The 21,872-nt window shown below is 51.5% G+C and carries 21 protein-coding genes; 19 read left to right on the top strand and 2 right to left on the bottom strand.

Translation table 11 applies throughout. The features are described from left to right. Positions 1–146: 146 nt before the first annotated feature. The 18 genes from LFE_RS07630 (at position 147) to LFE_RS07545 (ending at position 18,827) form a co-directional block, all read left to right on the top strand. The gene (locus LFE_RS07630; protein ID WP_041774222.1) at positions 147–824 is read left to right on the top strand and encodes a TetR/AcrR family transcriptional regulator; all 678 of its coding nucleotides are present in this window, start codon (positions 147–149) and stop codon (positions 822–824) included. Next, a complete protein-coding gene (locus LFE_RS07625) occupies positions 811–1,437 on the top strand; it encodes a multiheme c-type cytochrome (RefSeq protein WP_014449647.1) in 627 nt (208 codons plus the stop codon). The genes LFE_RS07630 and LFE_RS07625 overlap by 14 nt, the downstream gene beginning before the upstream one ends. Continuing rightward, the gene (locus tag LFE_RS07620) at positions 1,434–2,405 is read left to right on the top strand and encodes an HlyD family secretion protein (RefSeq protein ID WP_014449646.1); all 972 of its coding nucleotides are present in this window, start codon (positions 1,434–1,436) and stop codon (positions 2,403–2,405) included. The genes LFE_RS07625 and LFE_RS07620 overlap by 4 nt, the downstream gene beginning before the upstream one ends. Then, positions 2,402–4,000, top strand: coding sequence for a DHA2 family efflux MFS transporter permease subunit (locus LFE_RS07615; protein ID WP_232502595.1), 1,599 nt, complete (start codon positions 2,402–2,404; stop codon positions 3,998–4,000). Before LFE_RS07620 ends, LFE_RS07615 begins: the two co-directional genes overlap by 4 nt. Next, complete coding sequence (locus LFE_RS07610; RefSeq protein WP_014449644.1) at positions 3,997–5,400, top strand: TolC family protein; 1,404 nt, start codon at positions 3,997–3,999, stop codon at positions 5,398–5,400. Before LFE_RS07615 ends, LFE_RS07610 begins: the two co-directional genes overlap by 4 nt. Positions 5,401–5,445: 45 nt before the next feature. Beyond that, positions 5,446–6,408: an HlyD family secretion protein gene (locus LFE_RS07605; protein WP_014449643.1), complete on the top strand. Its 963-nt coding sequence runs from the start codon at positions 5,446–5,448 to the stop codon at positions 6,406–6,408. Between the two features lie 9 nt (positions 6,409–6,417). Further along, positions 6,418–8,010: a DHA2 family efflux MFS transporter permease subunit gene (locus tag LFE_RS07600; protein ID WP_014449642.1), complete on the top strand. Its 1,593-nt coding sequence runs from the start codon at positions 6,418–6,420 to the stop codon at positions 8,008–8,010. A gap of 162 nt (positions 8,011–8,172) precedes the next feature. Then, entirely contained in the window at positions 8,173–9,216 is a 1,044-nt protein-coding gene (gene hrcA / locus LFE_RS07595; protein WP_014449641.1) for a heat-inducible transcriptional repressor HrcA, read from the top strand. 130 nt (positions 9,217–9,346) lie between these two features. Next, complete coding sequence (locus LFE_RS07590; RefSeq protein WP_014449640.1) at positions 9,347–9,892, top strand: nucleotide exchange factor GrpE; 546 nt, start codon at positions 9,347–9,349, stop codon at positions 9,890–9,892. Positions 9,893–10,007: 115 nt separating this feature from the next. Then, complete coding sequence (gene dnaK, locus LFE_RS07585) at positions 10,008–11,915, top strand: molecular chaperone DnaK (RefSeq protein WP_041774221.1); 1,908 nt, start codon at positions 10,008–10,010, stop codon at positions 11,913–11,915. A 201-nt stretch (positions 11,916–12,116) separates the two neighbouring features. Next, positions 12,117–13,235 (top strand): molecular chaperone DnaJ, encoded by a 1,119-nt coding sequence (gene dnaJ, locus LFE_RS07580; RefSeq protein ID WP_014449638.1) that lies wholly within the window; start codon positions 12,117–12,119, stop codon positions 13,233–13,235. An 8-nt stretch (positions 13,236–13,243) separates the two neighbouring features. Beyond that, positions 13,244–14,068: an RsmE family RNA methyltransferase gene (locus tag LFE_RS07575; protein WP_014449637.1), complete on the top strand. Its 825-nt coding sequence runs from the start codon at positions 13,244–13,246 to the stop codon at positions 14,066–14,068. Between the two features lie 33 nt (positions 14,069–14,101). After that, positions 14,102–14,572, top strand: a complete 471-nt coding sequence (locus tag LFE_RS07570) for an RDD family protein (RefSeq protein WP_014449636.1) — start codon at positions 14,102–14,104, stop codon at positions 14,570–14,572. Between the two features lie 40 nt (positions 14,573–14,612). Beyond that, positions 14,613–15,203: a methyltransferase domain-containing protein gene (locus LFE_RS07565; RefSeq protein ID WP_014449635.1), complete on the top strand. Its 591-nt coding sequence runs from the start codon at positions 14,613–14,615 to the stop codon at positions 15,201–15,203. Between the two features lie 30 nt (positions 15,204–15,233). Further along, positions 15,234–15,797 (top strand): bifunctional adenosylcobinamide kinase/adenosylcobinamide-phosphate guanylyltransferase, encoded by a 564-nt coding sequence (locus LFE_RS07560; RefSeq protein ID WP_014449634.1) that lies wholly within the window; start codon positions 15,234–15,236, stop codon positions 15,795–15,797. Positions 15,798–15,854: 57 nt separating this feature from the next. Beyond that, on the top strand, positions 15,855–16,937 hold the full coding sequence (cobT, locus tag LFE_RS07555; RefSeq protein ID WP_014449633.1) for a nicotinate-nucleotide--dimethylbenzimidazole phosphoribosyltransferase: 1,083 nt from the start codon (positions 15,855–15,857) through the stop codon (positions 16,935–16,937). Next, positions 16,937–17,683, top strand: a complete 747-nt coding sequence (locus LFE_RS07550) for an adenosylcobinamide-GDP ribazoletransferase (RefSeq protein WP_014449632.1) — start codon at positions 16,937–16,939, stop codon at positions 17,681–17,683. Before cobT ends, LFE_RS07550 begins: the two co-directional genes overlap by 1 nt. A 349-nt stretch (positions 17,684–18,032) precedes the next feature. Then, a complete protein-coding gene (locus LFE_RS07545; protein ID WP_014449631.1) occupies positions 18,033–18,827 on the top strand; it encodes a hypothetical protein in 795 nt (264 codons plus the stop codon). Positions 18,828–18,917: 90 nt separating this feature from the next. Here LFE_RS07545 and LFE_RS07540 read toward each other — a convergent pair whose 3' ends face one another. Both LFE_RS07540 and LFE_RS07535 read right to left on the bottom strand, forming a co-directional pair. Further along, positions 18,918–19,340 (bottom strand): hypothetical protein, encoded by a 423-nt coding sequence (locus LFE_RS07540; RefSeq protein WP_014449630.1) that lies wholly within the window; start codon positions 19,338–19,340, stop codon positions 18,918–18,920. A gap of 358 nt (positions 19,341–19,698) precedes the next feature. Beyond that, entirely contained in the window at positions 19,699–20,730 is a 1,032-nt protein-coding gene (locus LFE_RS07535) for an aldo/keto reductase (protein WP_014449629.1), read from the bottom strand. A 133-nt stretch (positions 20,731–20,863) separates the two neighbouring features. Between LFE_RS07535 and LFE_RS07530 the strand changes: the two genes are divergently transcribed. Further along, positions 20,864–21,796 (top strand): prenyltransferase/squalene oxidase repeat-containing protein, encoded by a 933-nt coding sequence (locus LFE_RS07530; protein WP_014449628.1) that lies wholly within the window; start codon positions 20,864–20,866, stop codon positions 21,794–21,796. Positions 21,797–21,872 lie beyond the last annotated feature (76 nt).

Below are 21,872 nucleotides of genomic sequence, written 5' to 3'. Positions count from 1 at the left end.
GAATTTTTTATCCGGATGTTTCAGGTTTGTACAGATTGATTGACCAATCAGTCCGCTCTGTGATCCAATACAAAAAATGTTGATTGATTGATCAATCAATTTTTGGGAACCATTGTGTGATCCACGCCAACCAATAGGTCGACAATATGGAAAAGAATTCTTTTTCTACCGATACAGGCCGATCCCCAAGATGCCGGAATATTCTTCAGTCAGCACTGTCCTGCTTTGCGGAGGAAGGATTCCACCGGACGACAAATAAGAAGATTGCGGCTCGTGCAGGAGTGGCAGAAGGGCTTTTGTATCATTACTTCCCTGATAAGGAAGCTCTTTTGTTTGCCATCATCGAAGAGAAGTTCTCTCAGGAGTCTTCTCCGATCCAGAAGGTCTATGCCGAGTGGGAAGAGAAGCTTCAAAACAATGAGATCTCCGGAAAAGATCTGGAGGTTTTTCTCCAACAGGTGGGGGAGGCGACCATTTCGTCCCTCATCTTGCATCGTGATGTCTTCAGGATCGTTGTCTCGGAATATCGTCTCCTTGAAAAAGATCGTGAGCCCCTGTATCCGAGGATGGTCTATGAGCTCAGTCTGAACCGATTCAACCGGATTGTTTCGGTGCTTGCGGGATGGTCAGAGATCAGGGATGTTGCCCAGTACTTTCTGGGGGCACTCTTTTCCAATTTCTTTTTCCAGGAAATCCTTTCAGGAAAAAAAATCTGGCCAGTGGACGACAAGATTTTTCTCTCAAGATTGATTGATCATTTTATGAAGGGATTGGGACCGATTGCAGGATCCAATCTTTTAGAGGGCCAGAATGGAATGGAATAAAAAGTGGTTCAGGTGGGGATTTTCGTTCCTGATTTTTCTGATTGTCGTTTCCGGCGCTCTTGGTATTATCCATGAAGGCCATGCGGGTGCAACGGAAAGCATGTTCCTGCATCGATATGTCGGAGTCCAGTCCTGTGAGGCCTGCCATTCATCAGGCCTTTTAGGGCGGCAATTCCAGGCTTGGAAATCCAGTCCCCATTCCCGCGCCTTTCTCGATCTTTCCTCAAGGGAGGCACTGGATATAGGAAAGCGTCTCGGTGTTTCAGATCCGAAAACCAGCCAGAGATGTCTGTCCTGCCATGTTACGGCGCCAAACGCTGCCTTGCCGGAAGCGGTTTCGACATTCCGGATGAAGGATGGCGTTCAGTGTGAATCCTGCCATGGTCCGGGGGAAGACTATACCCACTACAGCGTTATGATTGATCCCAAAAAAGCCAGGGAAGCGGGTCTGGTGATCCATCCTGATAAGAAAACCTGCCTGACCTGCCATAATCCTTCATCCCCCACTTACAAGGGATTTGATGAAAAGACGGCCATGAGCCAGATCGCTCATCCTCTCCCGCCGGCCATGAGTGAGAAGTTCGGTTCCTCCTTAACGGGAGGTGCCCCATGAGCGAAGGGAGTGATAAAAGGAGCGATGTGACCCTTTCCCCCATGCGATCGCTTCTGTCACCCAAAAAACTGATCCCCATCCTGGGTATCATTGGGACTCTTGTAGTCGTTTTTCTCTATTCAAGATACCTTGATTACTATGTCACCGCGGAAGATGCCATGGTGGATGGAAACATTATCCTGATTTCGGCAAACACCCAGGGGCGGATCATGTCCTTGCCCTACAATATCGGAGATCCTGTTTCAAAGGGGATGGAGCTTGCGAGAATCGATATCACCGGATTTCATGCCCTTTCGGGGATCAACCGGATGAATGCATCGGATTACCGGAATCTGGAATCGAGCCTCAAGGATGAAGAATCCCTCACCCTTCGGGAGAAGCAGGCAAAAGATGATTATGCCAGGGGTGTGAAGCTCCACAAGAACGGATTCATTACCGCACAGGACCTGGAGGCTCTGAAAACCCGGCTGAAGGATCTTGATGTTCAGCTTTACCGTACGAAAAGACTGGTTATGACCGATCGGATGGCATTGTCTATCTCGGAATCCCACCCGCTGAACTATACGGTTCATTCTCCGATCAACGGGCAAATTGTGGAACGGATCGGACAGATCGGGCAGGTTGTCTCTCCGGGTCAGCCGATCTTATCGGTGTCGGACCCCAATGTTTTCTGGATTCTTGCAAAGGTCAAGGAGACCAGGATGGGACATGTCAGGGTCGGACAACCGGTCGACATCGACATTGATACCTATCCCTCACGTCATTTCCACGGCCATGTGGAGAGGATCCTTCCCACCTCCGCCGCCGCAATCTCCCTGTTGCCCGCGGAAAATGCGTCAGGAACCTTTGTGAAGGTTGTTCAGAGAATTCCTGTCCGCATCCAGGTGGATGATGCGAAATCTTTAAAGCTGTTGCCGGGAATGTCGGCCGAGATCAAGATCCATATCAGGAAGGGAAGCCCTTGGTGAATGTCGCGGAAGGACTGTTTGACGAATCTCCCAATTACCGCTGGTGGGCTCTTGGAGCGGTCATGCTGGGGCTTTTTCTTCCGGTTCTGGATACGACCATTGTCAATGTTGCCCTTCCGAATATGGTGGGAAGTCTTGATACCGATATTGACGAGGTTCGCTGGGTCATTTCGGCCTATGCCATGAGTTTTGCCGTAATCACTCTTGCTTCGGCGTGGGGAAGGTCCCTGGTCGGCGCAAAAAAGCTGTATCTGTTTTCGACCTTTCTTTTTACCCTCTCTTCCTTTTTCTGCGGTCTTTCCCCCAATTTGAACGCGATGATTTTTTTTCGGGTCATTCAGGCGATCGGCGGTGGTCTCATGATGCCCCTTGGATTTACGATCATTACAGAGGCGTTCACCCCGGCGGACAGGTCGAAGGCCTTCGGTTTCTTTGGTATCGTGATCGTTCTGGCACCGACGATCGGCCCCATTCTGGGCGGCTACCTGATCGACAATTTTAATTGGAGAGATATTTTTTTCGTAAATATCCCGGTGGGAATCCTGTCGTTTTTTGTCACCTTTCTGATTCTGAGAAATGATCCTCCCGCCAAGGTCCTTCCTTTTGATTATGCGGGCTTTATCTCTCTTGGAATGACTCTTGCCTTTCTGCAGATGGGGATTACCGAGGGGGAACGGTGGGGGTGGGATTCAAGATTTGTCTACGAATGCTGGACAGTCATGAGCATTTCATTCTGGGTGTATGTTTATACAGCCTTTTCGGTCAAACATCCGATCCTTGACCTGTCGATTTTCAGAAACTGGGACTTTTCTCTGGTGATCCTGCTGTCGCTGACAAGGGCGATCAGTCTTTTTGGGCGGATGTTCCTTCTTCCCCTGTTTGTGCAGAGCTACAATCGCTTCCCGTCGATCGATGCCGGACTGGTCCTGTTGCCGACTTCGTTGATGGCGGGAATCTTTATGCCAATCATGGGTATTCTCTCCTCACGGAGTACCGACAGGGGTAAGCGCATAATTCTTTTTGCAGGATTTGCGCTTTTGGGTCTCTCCCAGATGTTTTTCACGTTTTTAACGAATGTCCCTTCGTTTTATCAGCTGCTGTTTCCACAGCTGCTTTTTGGTCTTTCGATGGGTCTGATCAATGCCTTGCTCTCAAGTCTTCCCCAGAATCTGGTGGAGCCTCGTCATATCGGTCTGGCATCGATGCTTCAAAGCAACACTCTCCAGCTGGGTGGAGCGGTTGGAGTTGCCATATTGGGAAATATTCTTGATCATAGAACAGCTTCTTTTGTGGACCAATATCGTTCCCATGATATCCTGAGCGCTTACCCGATGCAGAAAACGCTCGCCCAGATTCACCTTGAAGCCCATCATGGGCTTTTGATCAATGAGAGCGGATCGGGAGTTGCCAACGGGCTTCTTTCCCAGATGATCCATATGCAGGCCAGTATCTCTGCCTATAACAATACGTTTCTTTACGCCGGTCTGTTTGGTCTTTTGGGGATTCCGATCATTTTTCTGATGAAGAGGTTTACCCACGAGTCACTGGCGGGAAAACCAACAGACAAGTCAACAATGGGGGGTTTTGCTGAATGAGGCCTGTTGTTTCAGTAAAAAGGCAAGTCGATCAACAATCCGGTCTTTTGGGGAAATCAGGGAAAAAGCTTTTTTGGATTTTTGCTTTTTCCATTCTTGTATTTTCTCCGCTGTCAGTGGGAAGAGCCCTGGCGGATTCCGGTAACATGACCTTAAAAGAGGCGCTCGACGAGGCATTCAAGCTCCGACCCAACCTGAAGTCCGAAAAGGATCTCCTCAAGTCCAGAACCTATGATGTCCGCGGTGCGAAATCTTCTTATCTTCCCCAAGTGCAGGCAAGTTACCAGAACAACTACGGAAACAGCTTTCTGGGGTATTTCCTTTTTCCGGGCTACCAGTTTCTGGACTATCAGCTTTTTACCGTTGGGGTCAATCAGCTGATTTATGATTTTGGGCGGACAGGCCATCAAGTCTCCTTTGAGAGACGGGCAAGGGATGAGGAGAAAGAAAAACTTCGCAAGCTGTCTCTGGATTTGATCCATGAAGTGGATATTGCCTACCTGAATGTCCTGGACAAGGAGCAGGGACTCAGGGTTGCGATCGCTGGTGAGGATGATGCCAAAAAACATCTAGAAGAAGCGGAGTCACGACTGTCGGCCGGTGTGGGGCTCAAGATCGATGTGACACAAGCCAGGGTCAACCTTGAAAATGCTATCATGTCGAAAATTCAGGCGGAAGGGGATCGGGATGTCGCGCTCGTGACGCTTCGAAAGGCCATAGGACTTCCAAAAGGAGCCCATATTCAGGTCCAGCCGTATTTTCCCGGTGACAGTAGCTTTGGCCATACAAAAGAGGGTGATCTGGAACTGGCCTACCAAAACCGCCCCGATCTGCTGGCTTCCCATGACGCGGTCCTTTCAAGTCATGAAACCCTTCTTGGAGCGAAAAGCCAGAACTATCCTACGCTGACGGGAAACGGATCCTATTTCCTGGCGCAGATACCGACACAGGCATTGGGGAGTCCCGCTATTCCCAACAACGCATTCTCGAGTTTTTCCATCGGGGGCATGCTCAACATCCCCATCTATCAGGGAGGACTTGTCATGGACCAGGTGCACGGAGCCAGGGCCCGTGAAAGTGCTGCGAAAAACCAGTATGAAGAGACCCGTCAGGAGGTCCGCTCACAGCTTCGTTCTGCGGCTATTCTTCTTCGCGAGGCAAAGTCACGGCTCTCCGAAGCTAAGCTTGCCAAACAGTATGCCGAAGAAAATGATGAGTTGATGGAACGGGCATTCAGGGTCGGCACGGCCAGATCGGTGGATGTTGTGGATGCCGAAACGCAATTGAGAAGGTCTCTTTCCATTTATGTCCAGGCTCATTATGACGTGATCATGCGATGGGTGGACTATAAGTATGCGGAGGGGCTTTTAAGCCCCGACGGACATGAAGCGATTCCTTGACGGATGGATTTCTGAAGAAGACCTTGGATTGATCGGGAGGATTCATTGAACAAGCATTACTTGAAGTTTCTGGCAGGCGGTACTTTCATTTTGGCACTTGTCCTGATGGGACTATGGTGGGTCAGGGACCGTGAACGAAATGTTTCCACGACGGATGCCTTTATGACTGCCCGTCCCCATATGGTGACAACACGTATCCCTGGTGTTGTCACCAAAATCTATGTTCATGACAATCAGATCGTCCATCCGGGAGACCTTCTCCTGGAGCTTGATCCCAAAGATGTTCTTGCCCGCCTTGATGTTGAACGGGCGGACCTTGTTTCTGTGACCAGAAAGATCCCCCTTGATGTCAGCCAGATGCGGATTGCCGAACAGAATCTTTTAAAGGCACAATCGGACAGGGACAGGGGAGTGGTCCTTTCCAGGGGAGGATATGCGACGGAGGAGGATCTGGAGCATCTGGACGTTGCCCTGAGGATTGCCCATCACGAGCTATCAAAGGCCAAAAAACAAATTTCCCTTGACCGGGCGATGGTGAAGAAAATGCAGGCTGCCCTGGCAGCCGACTTGCTGAACAAGCACTATCTCAAGATTGTCTCTGATGTTTCCGGGCGATTCACCAACCGGACGGCAAGTCTTGGTATGTATGTCTCTCCCGGACTGTCCCTTGCAACGATCATTCCGTTTCACACCTGGGTGATTGCGAACATGAAGGAGACCAGAATCACGCACATGAAGGTCGGTGATCCTGTCACGATTCATGTGGATGCCTATCCTGACCGGGTCTTCAAGGGGAAAGTCGAGAGTATCCAGCAGGCGACAGGTGCGATCATGGCCCTTTTGCCCCCCGAAAATGCCACCGGAAACTTTACAAAGGTTGTTCAGAGGGTTCCTGTGCGCATTGCCCTTTTGCCGGACTCGGATCCGGACCACCTTCTCATTCCTGGTCTTTCGGTTGTTCCCACAGTCCATGTTGACCCTTCCTACCATCCGGCTTTTGGCCATTAGGAGATCGGGATGACGGAGACTCCTGTCGCCACGGCTGCCCATGAGGGTGATCTGGGCTATCCGATGCGGGAAAGGATCCTTGTCACTGTCTGTGCCATCGGAGCCACACTGATCGAAACGGTCGACTCGACGGTTGTCAACGTCGGTCTTCCGAAGATGATGGGCGGGCTTGATGCCACTGTCGATGAGGTTGCCTGGATCATTACCGCTTATTCGATCGGCAATATCCTGATGATCCCCATGACCCGTTTTTTTGCCGATAAAATTGGCAGAAAAGTCTATTTTACGGGGTCGGTGTTTTTTTTCACCATTTTTTCCTTTTTCTGCGCACAGTCGACATCCATGCCGGAACTCGTGATCTTCAGGATGTTGCAGGGGGTGAGCGGAGCGGCTTTTTTTGCGACAAGCCAGGCTCTTTTGATTGAAGCGTATCCTTCAAGACTTGTTGGTCTGGCCAATGCGCTTTTTGCGATCGGCATCAGCCTTGGCCCTGCGGTAGGTCCTGTGATCGGCGGATATATCGCCTATCATCTCAGCTGGCCGTGGATGTTTTACATCAATGTGCCGATCGGGATCGTCCTGACCGCATTGTCCTACAAGGTGATCAGGAACTCTCCGTTTACCAATCACGAAGAGACCGCTGATGTCTGGGGGATCCTTCTTCTCGCCCTCGGCATTCCTGCCCTCCAGATCTTTCTGGAAAATGGCCAGGAGTTTGCCTGGTTCGATTCTCCGCTGATACGGGCCAGCTTCTGGATCGCTGTGATCAGTCTCCCGCTTTTTATCGTTCGGCAGTTTATGGCGAAGCATCCCCTCATCGATCTCAGGGTTCTGAAAAACAGATCTCTTGCGGCAGGCTGTTTCGGTCTGTTTTTTCTGGGGATTGTGTATTTCGGAACGCTGTTTACCGTTCCTCTGATGGGACAGATCCTTCTCGGCTGGAACCCCTATAAAATGGGGGTTGTCCTTCTTCCGGGTATCCTTTCCTTTACCTTTACCGCCATGTTTGTCGGTGGAGCGATGGGAAAGGCTCCTCTTTTACCCATCATGTTTGCCGGGATGGGCATTCTTCTTCTTTCCCTTCATGGACTCTCTTCCCTTTCGATCCAGATCGGCCCCGATGCGGTTTTCTGGCCCCTGATCGAAAGAGGGATCGGACTTGCCTGCCTCTTCCCGCCGATCATGACCTTGGCCATGTCGACTCTCTCCAGGGAGAAGGTCTCTTCAGGTGCAGCGTTGGTCAGTATGATGGGCCAGATCGGGGGAACGGTCGGCATTGCCTTCATGACGACGATGCTTGAGCGGTTCGAACAGCAACATCGGAGTGACCTTTCGGCACACCTCTCGAATTCCGCTCCCTTTTTTGAGCAACACTCCCAGATGCTGAACTCACTCTTTATCGCCCATGGTGTCTCGCCCCAGGCGGCGGGTCCATTGTCCTTTGCCCTTATGAACCAGACTCTTGATGCCCAGGCGATGATGCTCTCTTTTGGGAATCTCTACCTTTTGACCTCCATCTCCTGTCTGCTGCTTCTGTTCGCAATCTTCGGCTTTGAGCGCTCCGCGATTTCCCATCCGCAAAAAGCGACGGTGGCCGATTAGGTTTTTCTGGTTTGTCTGTCCTTTACCTTGTGCTCCCTGATGCAGAATGGAGCCCTGTTTGCTTGACATCGGGATATGTGCCCTGATATCGTTTTAGCACTCACTTGATGCGAGTGCTAATTTTTGATGGGCACCTGTGCAGATGCAGTAGAGGTGGCAGACATGGATGAAAGAAGTTGGGAAGTTTTAAATGCGACGGTGGTGGGGTATATTAGGAATGCCAGTCCGATTGGTTCCCGGGCGGTCAACCGGCAGTTCGGGCTGAACTATTCCCCGGCCACGATCAGAAATGTCATGGCGGATCTTGAGGAAACGGGTTATCTGATGCACCCGCATACCTCTGCAGGAAGGGTTCCGACCCCAAAGGGTTTTCGGTATTTTGTGGACAACACCCGATTCCCGGGGCTCGAGTCCGAGTCGGTGGATCAACTGGCGCATCTTCTTGATGCGGTTCTTGCGGATACGGCATCGCCGGATTTGCTCTCCGTCCTGTCAACAGTCATCAATCTGGTCAGTAGGATGACTCGATCCACGGGGATTCTCCTGGGAACCGGGACAAATCTTGAGGAGTGCCTTCTCTCTCTCGATCTTGTCCAGATTTCTCCACGGCATGTCCTGATGGTTGTGATAACCGAATCAGGTTCGTTGTTGAAAAAGACGCTTTTGATCCCGGAAAATGTGGATATCCAGGAAGTCATCTCCATGGGGCAGGAGCTCAGCCGGAGAGCCCGTCACAAGACGCTGCTTCAGGTTCGGAGCGAGATCGTGTCGGAGCTTGAGGCGCTGGGAAGGTCGTTGCTGGATGTTTTTACCCAGTTGACATCGCTTTCCCCCGAGCCCGATGTCAGGGTGTTTTGCACCTCTTATTTTGCAGAAGTTCCCGAGTTCAAGAATGCAAATACCTTACGGGAGATCATGGAGGTCTTCGAGGAACAGTCCGCTCTCTACAGGATTTTTGAAGAGCTGCTCACGGAAGACCAGATGGCTCTGAGGATTGGAAACGAAATACCGGTGAGGGCTCTGGAGCCGTGTACCCTGATCTCCATTCCTCTTCGTAACGGGAATGTCTGGCTTGGCTCGATCGGCCTGGTCGGGCCAATCCGGATGCAGTATGACCAGGTTATTCCCATCATGATGTATTTGTCCGATCGTCTGAACTTATGGATTGAAGAGGTGATGCCTCCGACTTCGCACATCAATTCGTAGCGAAGCTCCGGTTATGGATTCGGGGTGTTGATCGTCTTTCCGATTGGTTGTTTGTGTGTTGCGTATCGGTGTGTCAGTCAGGAAAAGAGAACGGGGACTCAAAAAAGACATAAAGAAGAAAAGAGGAACGATGGAAGAGGAATTTCGTGAGGAGAAACCATCCGGAGCAGCGTCTCCGGAAGGGGAAGAGCAATCTGAAAATCCCGTCGGAGGCGAGGATCAGAACGCTCCTTCCGAACAGGAAAACTGGAAAGAGCAGTATATTCGCCTTTTTGCCGACTTTGACAATTACCGAAAAAGGGTCGGAAGGGATACGGAAGAGTCCAGAAAATTTGCGAATGAATCCCTTTTGTCCGCCTTTCTGCCTGTTCTGGATAACCTTGACCGGGCACTGCACCATTTTGAAAAGCAGCAGTCAAGCGGAGCGGATATCAAGTCCCTGATCGATGGGGTCAGACTGACTCAAAAACAGTTTGAGGAGCTTCTGGAGAAGTACCATGTGACAAAAGTGCCGACCCATGGGGAAGTTTTTGATCCGAATGTCCATGAGGCTATGGGGTATTCGGAGACTTCGTCTGTCCCGGAGGGGACGGTCGTTGATGTTTACCAGCAGGGGTATCGTCTGCACAATCGTTTGTTGAGGCCAAGCCTTGTGACTCTGGCAAGGAAGCCTTAGATTTGCCCGGTCTTTCGATTGTCTCCACAATCAAGGACGGGTTCAGTGAGTGATCAGATCGGATGTGCAGTCGCAGTTCATAACGGATAGTCTAAAAGAAGGGACGGTGTTCAAAATGGCAAAAGTCATCGGAATTGATCTTGGAACGACAAATTCAGTGGTCAGCATCATGGAGGGGGGAGAACCGGTTGTCATTCCCAATCAGGAAGGTTCCCGGATCACTCCATCGGTTGTGGCATTCACCGACAAGGGGGATATTCTCGTCGGTCAGGTCGCAAAGCGCCAGGCGATCACCAACCCGGAAAACACGATTTTTTCGGTAAAAAGACTGATCGGCCGGAAATTCAACTCCGACGAGGTTGCCGATGCCCGTAAAAAGCTTCCCTACAAGATCGTTGCTTCTCCAAATGGTGATGCCCATGTCGAGATTCGGGGAAGGGTTTACAGCCCGGCTGAAATCTCGGCAAAAATCCTTGGAAAGCTCAAGCAGGCGGCTGAGGACTACCTTGGCGAGAAGGTAACGGAAGCTGTGATTACGGTTCCGGCCTATTTTAACGATGCCCAGCGTCAGGATACCAAAAACGCCGGACAGATCGCCGGACTGAACGTTCTCAGGATCATCAATGAACCGACTGCGGCCTCCCTGGCCTATGGTCTCGACAGCAAGAAAGAAGAGAAAATTGCTGTTTATGACCTCGGTGGCGGTACGTTTGATATCTCTGTTCTCGAGATCGGCGATGGAATCTTTGAGGTGAAATCTACCAACGGAAACACCTTTCTTGGTGGTGATGACTTCGATATGAAGATCATCGATTTCCTGATCTCAGAGTTCAAAAAGGAAAACGGAATCGACCTTTCAAAAGACAAGATGGCACTCCAGCGATTGAAGGAATCGGCCGAAAAAGCCAAGATCGAGCTTTCGACCGCGATGGAGACTGAGGTCAATCTTCCTTATATCACCGCAGATCAGACCGGTCCAAAGCATCTGGTCCTGAAAATCTCCCGCTCAAAGCTCGAACAGCTTGTGGACGATCTGGTCACCGGCTCCATTGAACCGGTGAAAAAGGCCATGAGCGATGCTGGCCTGACAACCTCCCAGATTGACGAGGTTGTGTTGGTGGGCGGGCAGACCCGTATGCCCAAAGTTCAGGAGACTGTCAAGAAATTTTTTGGAAAAGAGCCACACAAGGGTGTCAACCCCGATGAGGTCGTGGCCATTGGAGCAGCCATTCAGGGCGCTGTCCTGAAGGGAGAGGTCAAGGATGTTCTTCTTCTTGACGTCAGTCCGCTGTCTCTCGGTCTTGAGACGCTCGGAGGGGTGTTTACAAAGCTCATCGAGCGGAACACGACGATTCCGACAAAGAAAAGTCAGGTTTTCACCACAGCCTCCGACAGCCAGGGATCTGTTTCCATCAAGGTCTATCAGGGCGAGCGGGAGATGGCTGCCGACAACAAGCTGTTGGGAGAGTTCGACCTTGAAGGCATTCCGCCCGCACCCCGCGGAGTTCCCCAGATCGAGGTGACCTTCGACATCGATTCGAACGGAATTGTCCATGTTTCTGCCAGAGACAAGGGAACCGGCAAGGAGCAGTCGATCCGTATCACAGCCCAGGGTGGTCTTTCGAAGGAAGATATCGAGCGTCTGATCAAGGAAGCGGAGATGCATGCCGCCGAAGACAAGGCCAAGAGAGAAGCCATCGAGGCCAAGAACAACCTTGAATCGCTTGTCTATTCAACGGAAAAGTCCCTGAATGAGCTCGGAGACACAATCGGGGATGTCGAGCGCGGAACGTATAGGGAAGCCATCGAGACGGCCAAGAAAGCTCTTGAGTCGAATGATCCGCAGGTTCTGACAGCGGCTCACAAGGAGCTTGAAACACATTCCCACAAGATTGCCGAGATGGTTTACAAAAAGTCCCAGGAGGCAGCGGCACCTCCTTCCGATGGTCAGGCACCTCCTCCTCCAGGCGGACCGGAAGTGGTTGATGCAGAATATGAGGATGTCAAAAAGGACAATCACTGATATGATAAACCCCATCTTTGGTGGGTGGACGGAGGGACGCCAGGGTGGCGTTCCTCCGTCTTTTTGTTTCTCATGACAGGTCAGGGTCATTTTGTCCTGACTCATTGTGGTAATGAATGGCCCCAATGGGCCAGTAGGGGTTCCCGGGCATTCTGTCGTTTTTCCCGGTCATCTGTTTCTGAAAAAGGGAGATTGTAGATCGTGGCATCCAAGGATTATTACAATATATTGGGCGTAAGCCGTTCGGCGAGTCAGGAAGATCTGAAAAAGGCTTACCGGAAGCTTGCGATGCAGTACCATCCGGACCGAAATCCCGGAGACAAGGCCGCAGAAGCCCAGTTCAAATCCATTAACGAAGCCTATGAGATTCTGGGAGACCCCAAGAAAAGGGCCCAATATGATAACGGCGGTTTTTCCGAAGGCTTCGACATGGGAGGTTTTTCCGGAAGGGGAGCCGGCGGTGGACATTTCGGGGATGTTTTTGCGGATGTCTTTTCGGAGTTTTTCGGAACGGCTCAGTCTGGCGGTTCCCAGGCCCAACAGGGAGAGCATATTCTCCGTCAGGTCGAGTTGACCTTTGAGGAAGCTGCCCTTGGGCGGGAGATCTCCGTCAAGGTGCCCCGATGGGAGTCTTGCGCTCCCTGTCAGGGAACAGGTGCCAAGGCGGGAAAGGCTGTCAAGGTTTGTTCGACATGCCGGGGCTCCGGTTATGTCCGTATCCAGCAGGGATTTTTTGCCGTACAAAGGGCCTGTACAACCTGTAATGGCGAGGGGAGCCTGATCACGGATCCTTGTCCTGTGTGTTCTGGGCGAGGTCGACAATCGGTTGAGCGGACCATTACCCGTTCGATTCCTCCGGGCGTTCAGACCGGAATGCGGGTCCGTATCGGTGGAGAGGGGCATGCCGGTAGCCATAACGGCCCTCCCGGAGATCTGTTTCTGGACATCATTGTCCGTCCCCACGATATCTTTTCCCGTGAGGGGGATGATCTGGTTGTCGAGAAAAACCTGTCTTTTATCCAGGCAATCTTTGGCGACGAGGTTGAAGTTCCGACCCTTGGAGCCAGTATCAAGCTGAAGGTGGATCCCGGGACCCAGCCCGGAACGCTGAAGCGGTTCCGGGGAAAAGGCCTGGTCAACCCCCAGAACCGCCAGATGGGGGACCTTCTTGTCAGACTGAAGGTGGAGATTCCCACGCAGCTTTCCAAAGAGCAACGTGAGCTTTTGGAAAAATATGCCGAAATATCCGGCAATGTTGTCCATGATTCCGGACATCATGACGGCGGGATTTTCTCCAAGGTCAAATCGATGTTCGAATAGGCCATTTCATGGCCGGTCCCAGAATCTTTTGGATCACTTCCGAAGAGCGGATACTCCCTTCTCTGGAGGAAGGGAGTACACTCATTCCGGGTGAAGAGCTCTCCCTTCATCTGAAGAAAAGTCTTCGTTGCAAGGTGGGGGACTGTTTCTCTTTTTGCCAACCGGAATCCGGTCAGCTTTTTCAGGGGGAGGTCATCCGACTGTCTCCCCTTTCCCTTTCCCTCACCCCGCAGGACTCCCGGAGATCTTATAGGGGACAGCATGGACGTTGCCGATTTTCACTGGCAATTGCTCCGATCAAGGGAGATTTTCTCTCCCAGACTCTTTCTCAGTCGACCATGTGCGGCATCGATCGGCTGATCTGGCTTTCCACCGATCGGGGAGTCGTCAGATGGGATGCAGAAGAGTTTTCCAGAAAAAAAGGGCGGATGGAGGCGATCATCCGGGAAAAAAGCCAACTGTCAGGAAGAACGGACCAGATGAATATGGATGCGCCGATGACTCTGCGGGAGTTGGCGGCTGATCCGGCCGTCTCCTTTCTCTTTTTTGACGAAGCGATTTCCTCCTGGACACCTCAAGCGCCATGGTGGGAGAGAGTGGTTTCCGGACTGGCCGGTATGGAGGGAAATCATGAGCTTGTCGCTCTGGTCGGTCCGGAGGGCGGGTGGTCGGATCGGGAGCGTGGCTTCCTGGAAACTCTGCCAAAAGACCGGTTCTATCCCGAAACGCTCGGTCCGCTAATACTGTCGGCAGAAGCCGCGATTTTGTCGGTGATCTCCCTTTTGGGACTTTCCGGCAGTTATTACAGAAATCATTTTTCTGGCGAAAAGTGATTTTCGTTTTGAAACCGTCTCCGGGAGAATTCAATGGTTCTTGACCGTATCTTGGCATTTGTTCTAGATCTTTCCCTGATCCATTTCCTTTCGACCGGATGGATCACGGTTTTTCGAGAGATTATCCTGAAATCAGTGTCTCCTGAAGAGTTCGACAACCCTTTTCTTTTATGGGCCCAGTCCAATTTTCACCCTGTTTTTTCCATTCTGATCTGGTTTTTGTATTTTTCCGCTTTCCTGACTTTTTTTTCAGAAACCCCGGGGATGTCCATCTTTGATCTGAAGATCCGGAGAATATCGAGATCTTCCGGGGGGATCGGGTGGAGATCGGGGCTTGTCCGTACCTTGGGACTTGTTCTGGAATTTCTGACTCTGGGGTTTGGCCTTCTTCCTGTTTTGTTTTCTTCTTCCGGCCGATCTCTCCATGATTGCCTTTCCGATACGATGGTCGTCAGGGCAAGTGCCCAGGATCTTCCGGTTTTAGATGAGGTCGGACGGATTTGATGGGACTCATTTCGCTTCATTTTAAAGAAAGGATGTTTTGATGCCAGACAAGGATTTCTGGAATTCACGATATGTTGAAAAGAATACGGGATGGGATCTTGGCCTTGTTTCCCCTCCACTTGTGTGGATGGTCGAGGCAGGCTGGCTTCCGCCGGGTTCACGCGTACTGATTCCGGGTGCGGGACGTTGCTATGAGGGAATTTATCTGGCGGGGCTCGGGTACTCTGTGACAGCCGTGGACTTTGCTCCGGAGGCGGCCCGGGAGGCACGGGAAAATGCGGAAAAAAACGGTGTCTCACTCTCTGTCCTTGAACAGGATCTTTTCTTGATGGATCCCAAGGTCACCGGGACCTTTGATATTTTGTTCGAGCAGACCTGTTTTTGCGCGATCGACCCTGAACGAAGGGTTCACTACAAGGAGATGGCGGAAAGAATGATCCGGAAGGGAGGGGAGCTTCTTGGACTTTTCTATGCGCATGGCCGGGAAGGTGGACCTCCATGGACAACGACAGAGGAGGAGGTCCGGGCCCTTTTTGGGGAATCATTCGACTTTTCAGAGTGCGCCATCACCCCCCATTCGGTCGATAGCCGAAAAGGGGAAGAGTTGATGGTGCGGTTGATCAGACGTTAGGCGTTCTATTCTGAAGACGGGAAGAAAGTGATGAAACTTGTGATGGTGACCGGTGGAATCCGTTCCGGAAAAACGGACTATTCAGAGCGATATGTTCTGGAACATGGGGTTTCCCCGTATTTTTACCTTCCGACGGCACTTCCCGGTGATCCTTTGTGGGAAGCCCGCATCTCCCTGCATCAGGAAAAACGTGAGGCCCGTTTTCTGACACTTGAAATAGAGCCTGCCGCACTTCTCAAGAAGGCGGATTCAGGAGAGGTTTTAAAGGAGCATATCCTGCATTCCCTGACCGTTGAGGGGAGTCTTCTCTTGGACAGCCTCGGACTTTTCGTGGCGGCATGTCTTGCTGAAAATGATGCCGTATGGCAGGGGACCGTCAACGGTGTCCTTGATCTTATCAAGCGAAGAACACACCTGACGGTCGTGGTCGCTGAAGAGGTTGGCATGACGCTCGTTCCGGGAACCAGGGAAGGAAGATTGTTCACGGACAGACTTGGAGAATTTCGTCAAATCATCGCCGGATTGTCGGAAGAGGTCATTTTTGTTCTTTCCGGTCTTCCCCTGATGTTAAAAACACGAACCATTCCCGGATGAAAGGGAATGGGTTCAGGATCTTGCCTTAGGCCTATAACGAATTGGGTGAACGCTTAAATGACGATTTTTGAACAGGTGGACCTTTGGGCATCACGCGTACCCATTGATGAAGAAAGAGCACACGAACGGAAAGAGATATCACGCGAGATCCTGTGCCGGTTGAACTCCTTGACGAAACCTCAGGGGTCGCTTGGAAGGCTTGAGGATCTGGTTTTATGGTATGGACTGGCCTGTGGTCAGTCATTGTTCCCGGATCCCGGCGGAGTCGTTTGCGTATTTGCCTCCGACCACGGAATTGCCATGAGCGGTGTTTCAGCCTTTCCTCAGGTTGTAACCGTTGAAATGGTCAAAAACTTTGCAAACGGAGGGGCCGCTGTCAATGTGCTTGCCCGCCAGGCCGGGCTGGAGTTGATGGTTCTCGATATGGGGGTGAATGCCGATCTTTCTTTTCTTCCCTCGGTCGTGAATGCCAAGGTGGCCTACGGGACACAAAATTTTCTGACCCAGAGGGCGATCTCACCATCTGAAATGGTACAGGCGATGAAAACAGGCTTTGACCTTTCTGTAAAACTGAAAGTCCAGGGAAAGGGATTTCTCGTTTTGGGGGAGATGGGAATCGGAAATACCACCTCTGCCTCCGCCCTGATCTCGGCTCTTCTGGAGTTGCCCCCGGTTCTGGTGACAGGGCGTGGAACGGGTCTCGATGACAGGGGTTACCGTAAAAAGCTCGAGGTGATCGAACAGGCTCTGTCCCTGCATGGACCGACCATCAGTTTTCCTCTGGAATGGGGAATGGCTGTCGGTGGTTTTGAAATTGCGGCGATGGCAGGAGCGATTCTCGGGGCGTCGACTGTCGGGTTGCCGGTCATCCTTGATGGGGTGATCACTTCCGCCTCAGCACTTCTGGCCTGGAGGATTTGCCCACGGGTCAAGCATTTTCTTCTGGCGGGACATGTCGGTCACGAAATTGGACATAAGGCCGTTCTGGAGCATATGGGACTGACTCCGGTTCTGGATCTGGATTTGCGTTTGGGGGAGGGCACCGGAGGGGTTCTTGCGTCTCAGCTTCTGAAGTCCGCCATTTGCCTCTTCCATCAGATGGCCACATTTGAAGAGGCCAGCGTGTCCGGAAAAATCTGATGGAATTCTTTGACCGGTTCCGGTCAACGGTTCTGTTTTTAACCCGTATACCGATGGGGACTTCCAGTCTTTCCATCAAGATCTGTCCCGAGCAGTTTCCGATTGTCGGTTTTTTTCTGGGAAGTGCCCTCTGGGGCCTATGGGTTGTAACCTCCTCCTTCCCTTCATTGATCCGGTCGGTTCTCTTGGCCATTCTTTGGGCGATCCTGACCGGAGGGCTTCATTTTGATGGCTGGGCCGATACATGGGAATCCGCCCTGTACTCCGGCACTCTCGAAGACAAGCTCCGGATCCGGAAAGATCCTCATGTTGGTGTGTACGGTGTTCTGGCCCTGGTTTTTCTTCCTGTTTTTAAAATAGCCTGTCTTGATGCACTGAACGATCGTTCTCTCTGGATCATGGCCGTTCCGATTTTTGCAAGGGGCATTCTTCCATTGTCTATGAAGACACTTCGGTTTTTAAATCCCGGAATCCCTGACTCGCCCGGATTGGGAACGATAGCCATGACATCCTTTTCCGGAATATCCTTTTATTCGGGACTAGTGATAACGTTTCTTTCCTGCGGAGTTCTTTTGGGTATCGGGGGGGCTCTTTCTGTAGCAGCAGGATGGGTGGTATGGGTGATGATCGCCCTTTGGGTCCTGAAACGAAGTGATAGCCTTTCGGGAGATTTTATGGGTTGGTCGATTGAGGGTCTTGAGGGCGTTGCCCTTTTTGCGCTGGTGCTTTTTTCGATCAGAGGGTGATGGCTCGACCGTATGGACTTCCCTTAGGGCATGCAAAAAAACGAAAAGAAAAAGAATGCGTTTTGGAAAATACCCGGGAAAATATATGGGCATTGCCGGGTCATCCGGGAAAAGGGCCTTGATTTCCATGCATGATCATTCGAGATTCTGCTCTCAGTCATGATGTTCTATAGGGTGCTGCTGCCCTCTTGAGAAGAGAAGATTTTGAAAATGCCAATCTTCAGGACAGTGGATCTTGAACAGTGGATCTTGAACAGTGGATCTTGAACAGTGGATCTTGAACAGTGGATCTTGAACAGTGGATCTTGAACAGTGGATCTTGAGTGGATTGAAATTAGGAGAAGTCAGGTTGACAGCCTCTTTTTTCCATACAAACGCTGGAAAGCGAAAGCTCTCTTTTCTGTTTTTATTTCTGGGATTTTCCTTTGTTGTTTTTCCCTCTTTCTGTAGGGCCGATTCTTCTCCAATATTGGAGCTGTCCGGTGGAGAAATGATCTTTTCCCAGCAAGCGGCATTCTATGATGCCATGGTCGGGGGACTCTTTCCCCTGGAGGGACTGAAGAGTCTTGCCGATGGACCTGAGCCAGCCTTTCTACATGTATTTGCTGCGGGCAATGTCATCAATTTCAACCAGCCTGCAGTCTCTCCTGAGCAATCGGTGGATGGTTTGACTCGCGAGTCCTATACAGGAGGCGTGGGAGCTGTTGGGCTTCGTATCCCGACCTCTTGGGGGTTCTGGGAGGGGGATATAGGCGGGGCCTATTTTAATGTTGACCAGACATTTTCTCCGGTGAGCACAGTCTCCGGAGTCTATGTCCAGACCGAATTTCTTTTTGATCGGATGGGTCCTGGCGCTCTTGATCTTTTTGGAAGTTATATCGGAAGCATTAACTATTTATTGGGTGAAGGGCGCTACATGATGGATGCCGGAGAGCTTTTTCGCAGGAAGGCGCTTTTCTATGCCGGACCCGAGATCATCGGCCAGGGGAATAGCAGTTACGAAGTTGTGCAGGGAGGAGGAGTCTTCTCAGCAGAATTCCCTTCCCTGCATACTACTTTCTCTCTTGAGGCCGGAGTGCTCAACTCTTCTGTCTGGCCGGGTGTGGGAGGCTACGAGGGGGTATCTTTTTATTATTCCTACTGAGAAGACGATGACCCATTAATGAAGTGGGCACTCATTCCCAAGAGGACAATGGATAGAGTGCCCAGATTATAGACCTTCAAAACTCCCGATCTAGGGAGAGGGAGGAGGAGGCGGTGATCCGCTTGGAGGAGGTGGTGGTGGTGATCCGCCTGGCGGAGGAGGAACAGGTGTCAAACCTGTTGCTACGCCGGAGACAACCTGTCCATGCTGATTGGCGATAGCCGAAAGAGCCTGTCCGGTCATTCCTGACTTGGCATCCTGGGAAATGGTCTGCCCTTGGGAAGAAGCGACTCCTGAGACCGTTTGACCAAAGTTTGCAGGAGTCGGACTCATGTGGGCCATCCCCATGTTGGCCCCACCTGCCGGATGAACATGAATTCCGGGGTGCACCGGAGGATGAACGGGTGGTGTGATTCCGCCCGGATGAGCCATAACGGGGCTCGCAAGAGAAAGAACAAAAAGAAAACCGTTCGCCAGATTGACGGCCGGCCGTATTTTGGGTTGGCAAGTCATGGCTACCTCCTTATATCTGTGGATCTGTTGAACGACTTATGCCAATACCCTCATTTTATTCCTCTTGTTTCAGGCGATTCAAGGTATTCTCCAGTGATATCCATCACGCAATGGTTCAGAAAAATCTCCATAAAGCAAACGGCTGTTCATTTTCTTGGTCAAAGCTCGCTATGGGGAGAGAAGAAAGAACGGAGGTACCGAAGGGAGCTGATTTGAAGATAAAGGTCGAAATGATACCTCCCGCTCCGGCTTCTTGGCGGACTCACCGGTTGGATATCTTGTGATAGGCAGCCTGCCAGAGCAACCTGCTCGCTACCTATCGTTCTGAAGAGTTACCATCGGTTCCGGGAATTTCTTCCTAGTGTGCCGCCCCTGTGGACTTAGGCTCCGGGGCAGGCGGCATGTAGACTCTCTTTAGGGCTTCCTCAGGATATCTGAGCCCCTTGGCGATTCCCAGCGGAAAAAGGTCGGTCAGCCTGACCAGTTCCTGAAAGGGAACGGGAATCGCCAAGCCGTCGACGAACTCATCGATATGGGAAATACGGGAAGACCCCGGAATGGGGACGATATCCGGGCCCTGTGCCAGAATCCATGAAAGAGCCAGCTGGGCGGGCGTCATATGGTTTCTGGTTGCCATTTCCCGGACTTTTTCAGCAAGTTCCTTATTCTTCAGGAGATTTTCTGACTGAAAACGGGGATGGGATTTGCGGACATCTCCGTCCTTGATCTCCGATGCGGAAGCAAAAGATCCGGTGATGAGCCCTCTTCCCAGCGGACTGTAAGCCACCAGTCCGATTCCCAGTTCCCGGCAGGTTCCAAGGACATCGATCTCGATCTCTCTTGTGACAAGGGAGTATTCATTCTGCAAGGCAGCGATCGGCTGGACCTTGTGGGCTTTCCTGATATCCGAAGGATTGGCCTCTGAAAGCCCCACATGCCGGACCATTCCCTTTTGGACCAGTTCCGCCATGGCACCCATGGATTCCGCAATGGGTACCGAAGGGTCGACACGATGAAGATAGTAGAGGTCGATCGTCTGGATGCCTAGCCGGTCCAGACTTTTCTGACAGGCTTCGAGGATATATTCCGGACGTCCATTGACCCCTGTCGGCCGATTGGTCGCCTTGTCCCGGACGATCCCGCATTTGGTCGCAATGGTCAGCCCTTCGCGGCCATGGCTTTTCACAGCCTCTCCCAGAAGTCGCTCATTGTCTCCATCTCCATAGACATCTGCCGTATCCAGAAAAGTGATACCCCTCGAGATGGCATGGAGAAGGCTTTTCATGGCCTCTTCCTTGGAAGGTGGACCATAAAAATCGGATAATCCCATGAGGCCGAAGCCGATGGAAGAAACGCTAACGCCACTGCGACCCAGGTGCCTTTTTTGCATCAGAAGGACTCCTTGTTCAAATTCAAAGGGAAAAATGTTTTTTCATCGGACCATCCTAGCAATTCCTGATTTTGAGGGCAAGCTGCGGGGGAGATGTTCGGGTTCGGGATCGGATGGTGTCAGGAGGAAAAGGATGAATGGGATGTTTGATCCGGATTCGCTTTCAAGGATCCCCCTCTTGGAGATTCGGAGAGAAGCCCTTTCCTACATCAGGGGGCGTCGTTTGGAAACAGGCGGTTTCTGTTATTTCAAATCCATGGGATCAGGGGCGCCTTCTGTTCTGGACACTCATGCTGCCGCTCTTGCCTTTAGACTTCTGGATCCGGGTGGACGGCAAAACCTTCGATCCGATTCCAGGACCCACTCATGGCTCATGGAGAGACTTCTTCTGGAGCTTTCCGGCGAGGATATCACGGGAGTTTGGCATCTGTGCTCGTCTCTTCGACTGATGGGAGATTTTCTTTCGGAGGAGCTGCGACTCCGGGTGATTGCCTTCCTTGAAAAAACGGCAAAACATTTTTTCAGGGAAGGGATTCTCCCGGATGGCCCGCTCGGGAAGACGGGCACTTCCGGATCACAGTCGAGCCTGATCGCATGGAACCGGCTGGCGGATCTTGCCAGATGGAATGGTGATCGTCCTTTTCTGCCAGTCTCAGACGATCCTATCGGGAGCACACTGATCGAAAGATTTTACGAATGGGAGATGGATATTTCAGGATGGTATCCGGGCCGGATCTTCGGATCTTCCGATCTGTCTCCATTTGTCCATGCGGTTTTTGGATACGTCCTGTCGGAGGGATCGACGGCAACGGATATGGCGGTTATTGCAAGCGGGGTCATGAGGGATGTGAAGGAGCGGAAGGGCTGTTCCTTTTCAAAAGAAATTTTGGAGTGGGTAATGGATTCCCGGAGCGTATCCGGAGGATTCGGACGGATTCCGGGAGCCATTCCGGATCTTCTCTCGACCGCCCAGGCAATCTTGATCCTTGAACTTTTGACAGGAGAAGGTTTTTGTTTTGATCAACTGCTTCCCCAAGGTCTTTGGTGGAGCCTTCAGGAAAAATGATTTTGCTGGTTTGTCCGGGAATTTTCCCGGATGGATGTTGTGCTATAATTTTTCCCGAAAATTCCATCGTTTTCCA

Source organism: Leptospirillum ferrooxidans C2-3, from assembly GCF_000284315.1.
GTDB classification, from domain to species: domain Bacteria; phylum Nitrospirota; class Leptospirillia; order Leptospirillales; family Leptospirillaceae; genus Leptospirillum; species Leptospirillum ferrooxidans.
This window is presented reverse-complemented; position numbering and strand designations above follow the sequence as displayed.

Excerpts from the sequence above, each read along its gene's own strand:
- hrcA (WP_014449641.1), top strand. The coding sequence starts at position 8,173 with ATGGATGAAAGAAGTTGGGAAGTTTTAAATGCGACGGTGGTGGGGTAT.
- LFE_RS07565 (WP_014449635.1), top strand. The coding sequence starts at position 14,613 with ATGCCAGACAAGGATTTCTGGAATTCACGATATGTTGAAAAGAATACG.
- LFE_RS07535 (WP_014449629.1), bottom strand. The coding sequence starts at position 20,730 with ATGCAAAAAAGGCACCTGGGTCGCAGTGGCGTTAGCGTTTCTTCCATC.
- LFE_RS07530 (WP_014449628.1), top strand. The coding sequence starts at position 20,864 with ATGAATGGGATGTTTGATCCGGATTCGCTTTCAAGGATCCCCCTCTTG.
- LFE_RS07620 (WP_014449646.1), top strand. The coding sequence starts at position 1,434 with ATGAGCGAAGGGAGTGATAAAAGGAGCGATGTGACCCTTTCCCCCATG.
- LFE_RS07600 (WP_014449642.1), top strand. The coding sequence starts at position 6,418 with ATGACGGAGACTCCTGTCGCCACGGCTGCCCATGAGGGTGATCTGGGC.
- LFE_RS07625 (WP_014449647.1), top strand. The coding sequence starts at position 811 with ATGGAATGGAATAAAAAGTGGTTCAGGTGGGGATTTTCGTTCCTGATT.
- LFE_RS07560 (WP_014449634.1), top strand. The coding sequence starts at position 15,234 with ATGAAACTTGTGATGGTGACCGGTGGAATCCGTTCCGGAAAAACGGAC.
- LFE_RS07575 (WP_014449637.1), top strand. The coding sequence starts at position 13,244 with ATGGCCGGTCCCAGAATCTTTTGGATCACTTCCGAAGAGCGGATACTC.
- LFE_RS07630 (WP_041774222.1), top strand. The coding sequence starts at position 147 with ATGGAAAAGAATTCTTTTTCTACCGATACAGGCCGATCCCCAAGATGC.
- LFE_RS07610 (WP_014449644.1), top strand. The coding sequence starts at position 3,997 with ATGAGGCCTGTTGTTTCAGTAAAAAGGCAAGTCGATCAACAATCCGGT.
- LFE_RS07540 (WP_014449630.1), bottom strand. The coding sequence starts at position 19,340 with ATGACTTGCCAACCCAAAATACGGCCGGCCGTCAATCTGGCGAACGGT.
- cobT (WP_014449633.1), top strand. The coding sequence starts at position 15,855 with ATGACGATTTTTGAACAGGTGGACCTTTGGGCATCACGCGTACCCATT.
- LFE_RS07590 (WP_014449640.1), top strand. The coding sequence starts at position 9,347 with ATGGAAGAGGAATTTCGTGAGGAGAAACCATCCGGAGCAGCGTCTCCG.
- dnaK (WP_041774221.1), top strand. The coding sequence starts at position 10,008 with ATGGCAAAAGTCATCGGAATTGATCTTGGAACGACAAATTCAGTGGTC.
- LFE_RS07570 (WP_014449636.1), top strand. The coding sequence starts at position 14,102 with ATGGTTCTTGACCGTATCTTGGCATTTGTTCTAGATCTTTCCCTGATC.
- LFE_RS07550 (WP_014449632.1), top strand. The coding sequence starts at position 16,937 with ATGGAATTCTTTGACCGGTTCCGGTCAACGGTTCTGTTTTTAACCCGT.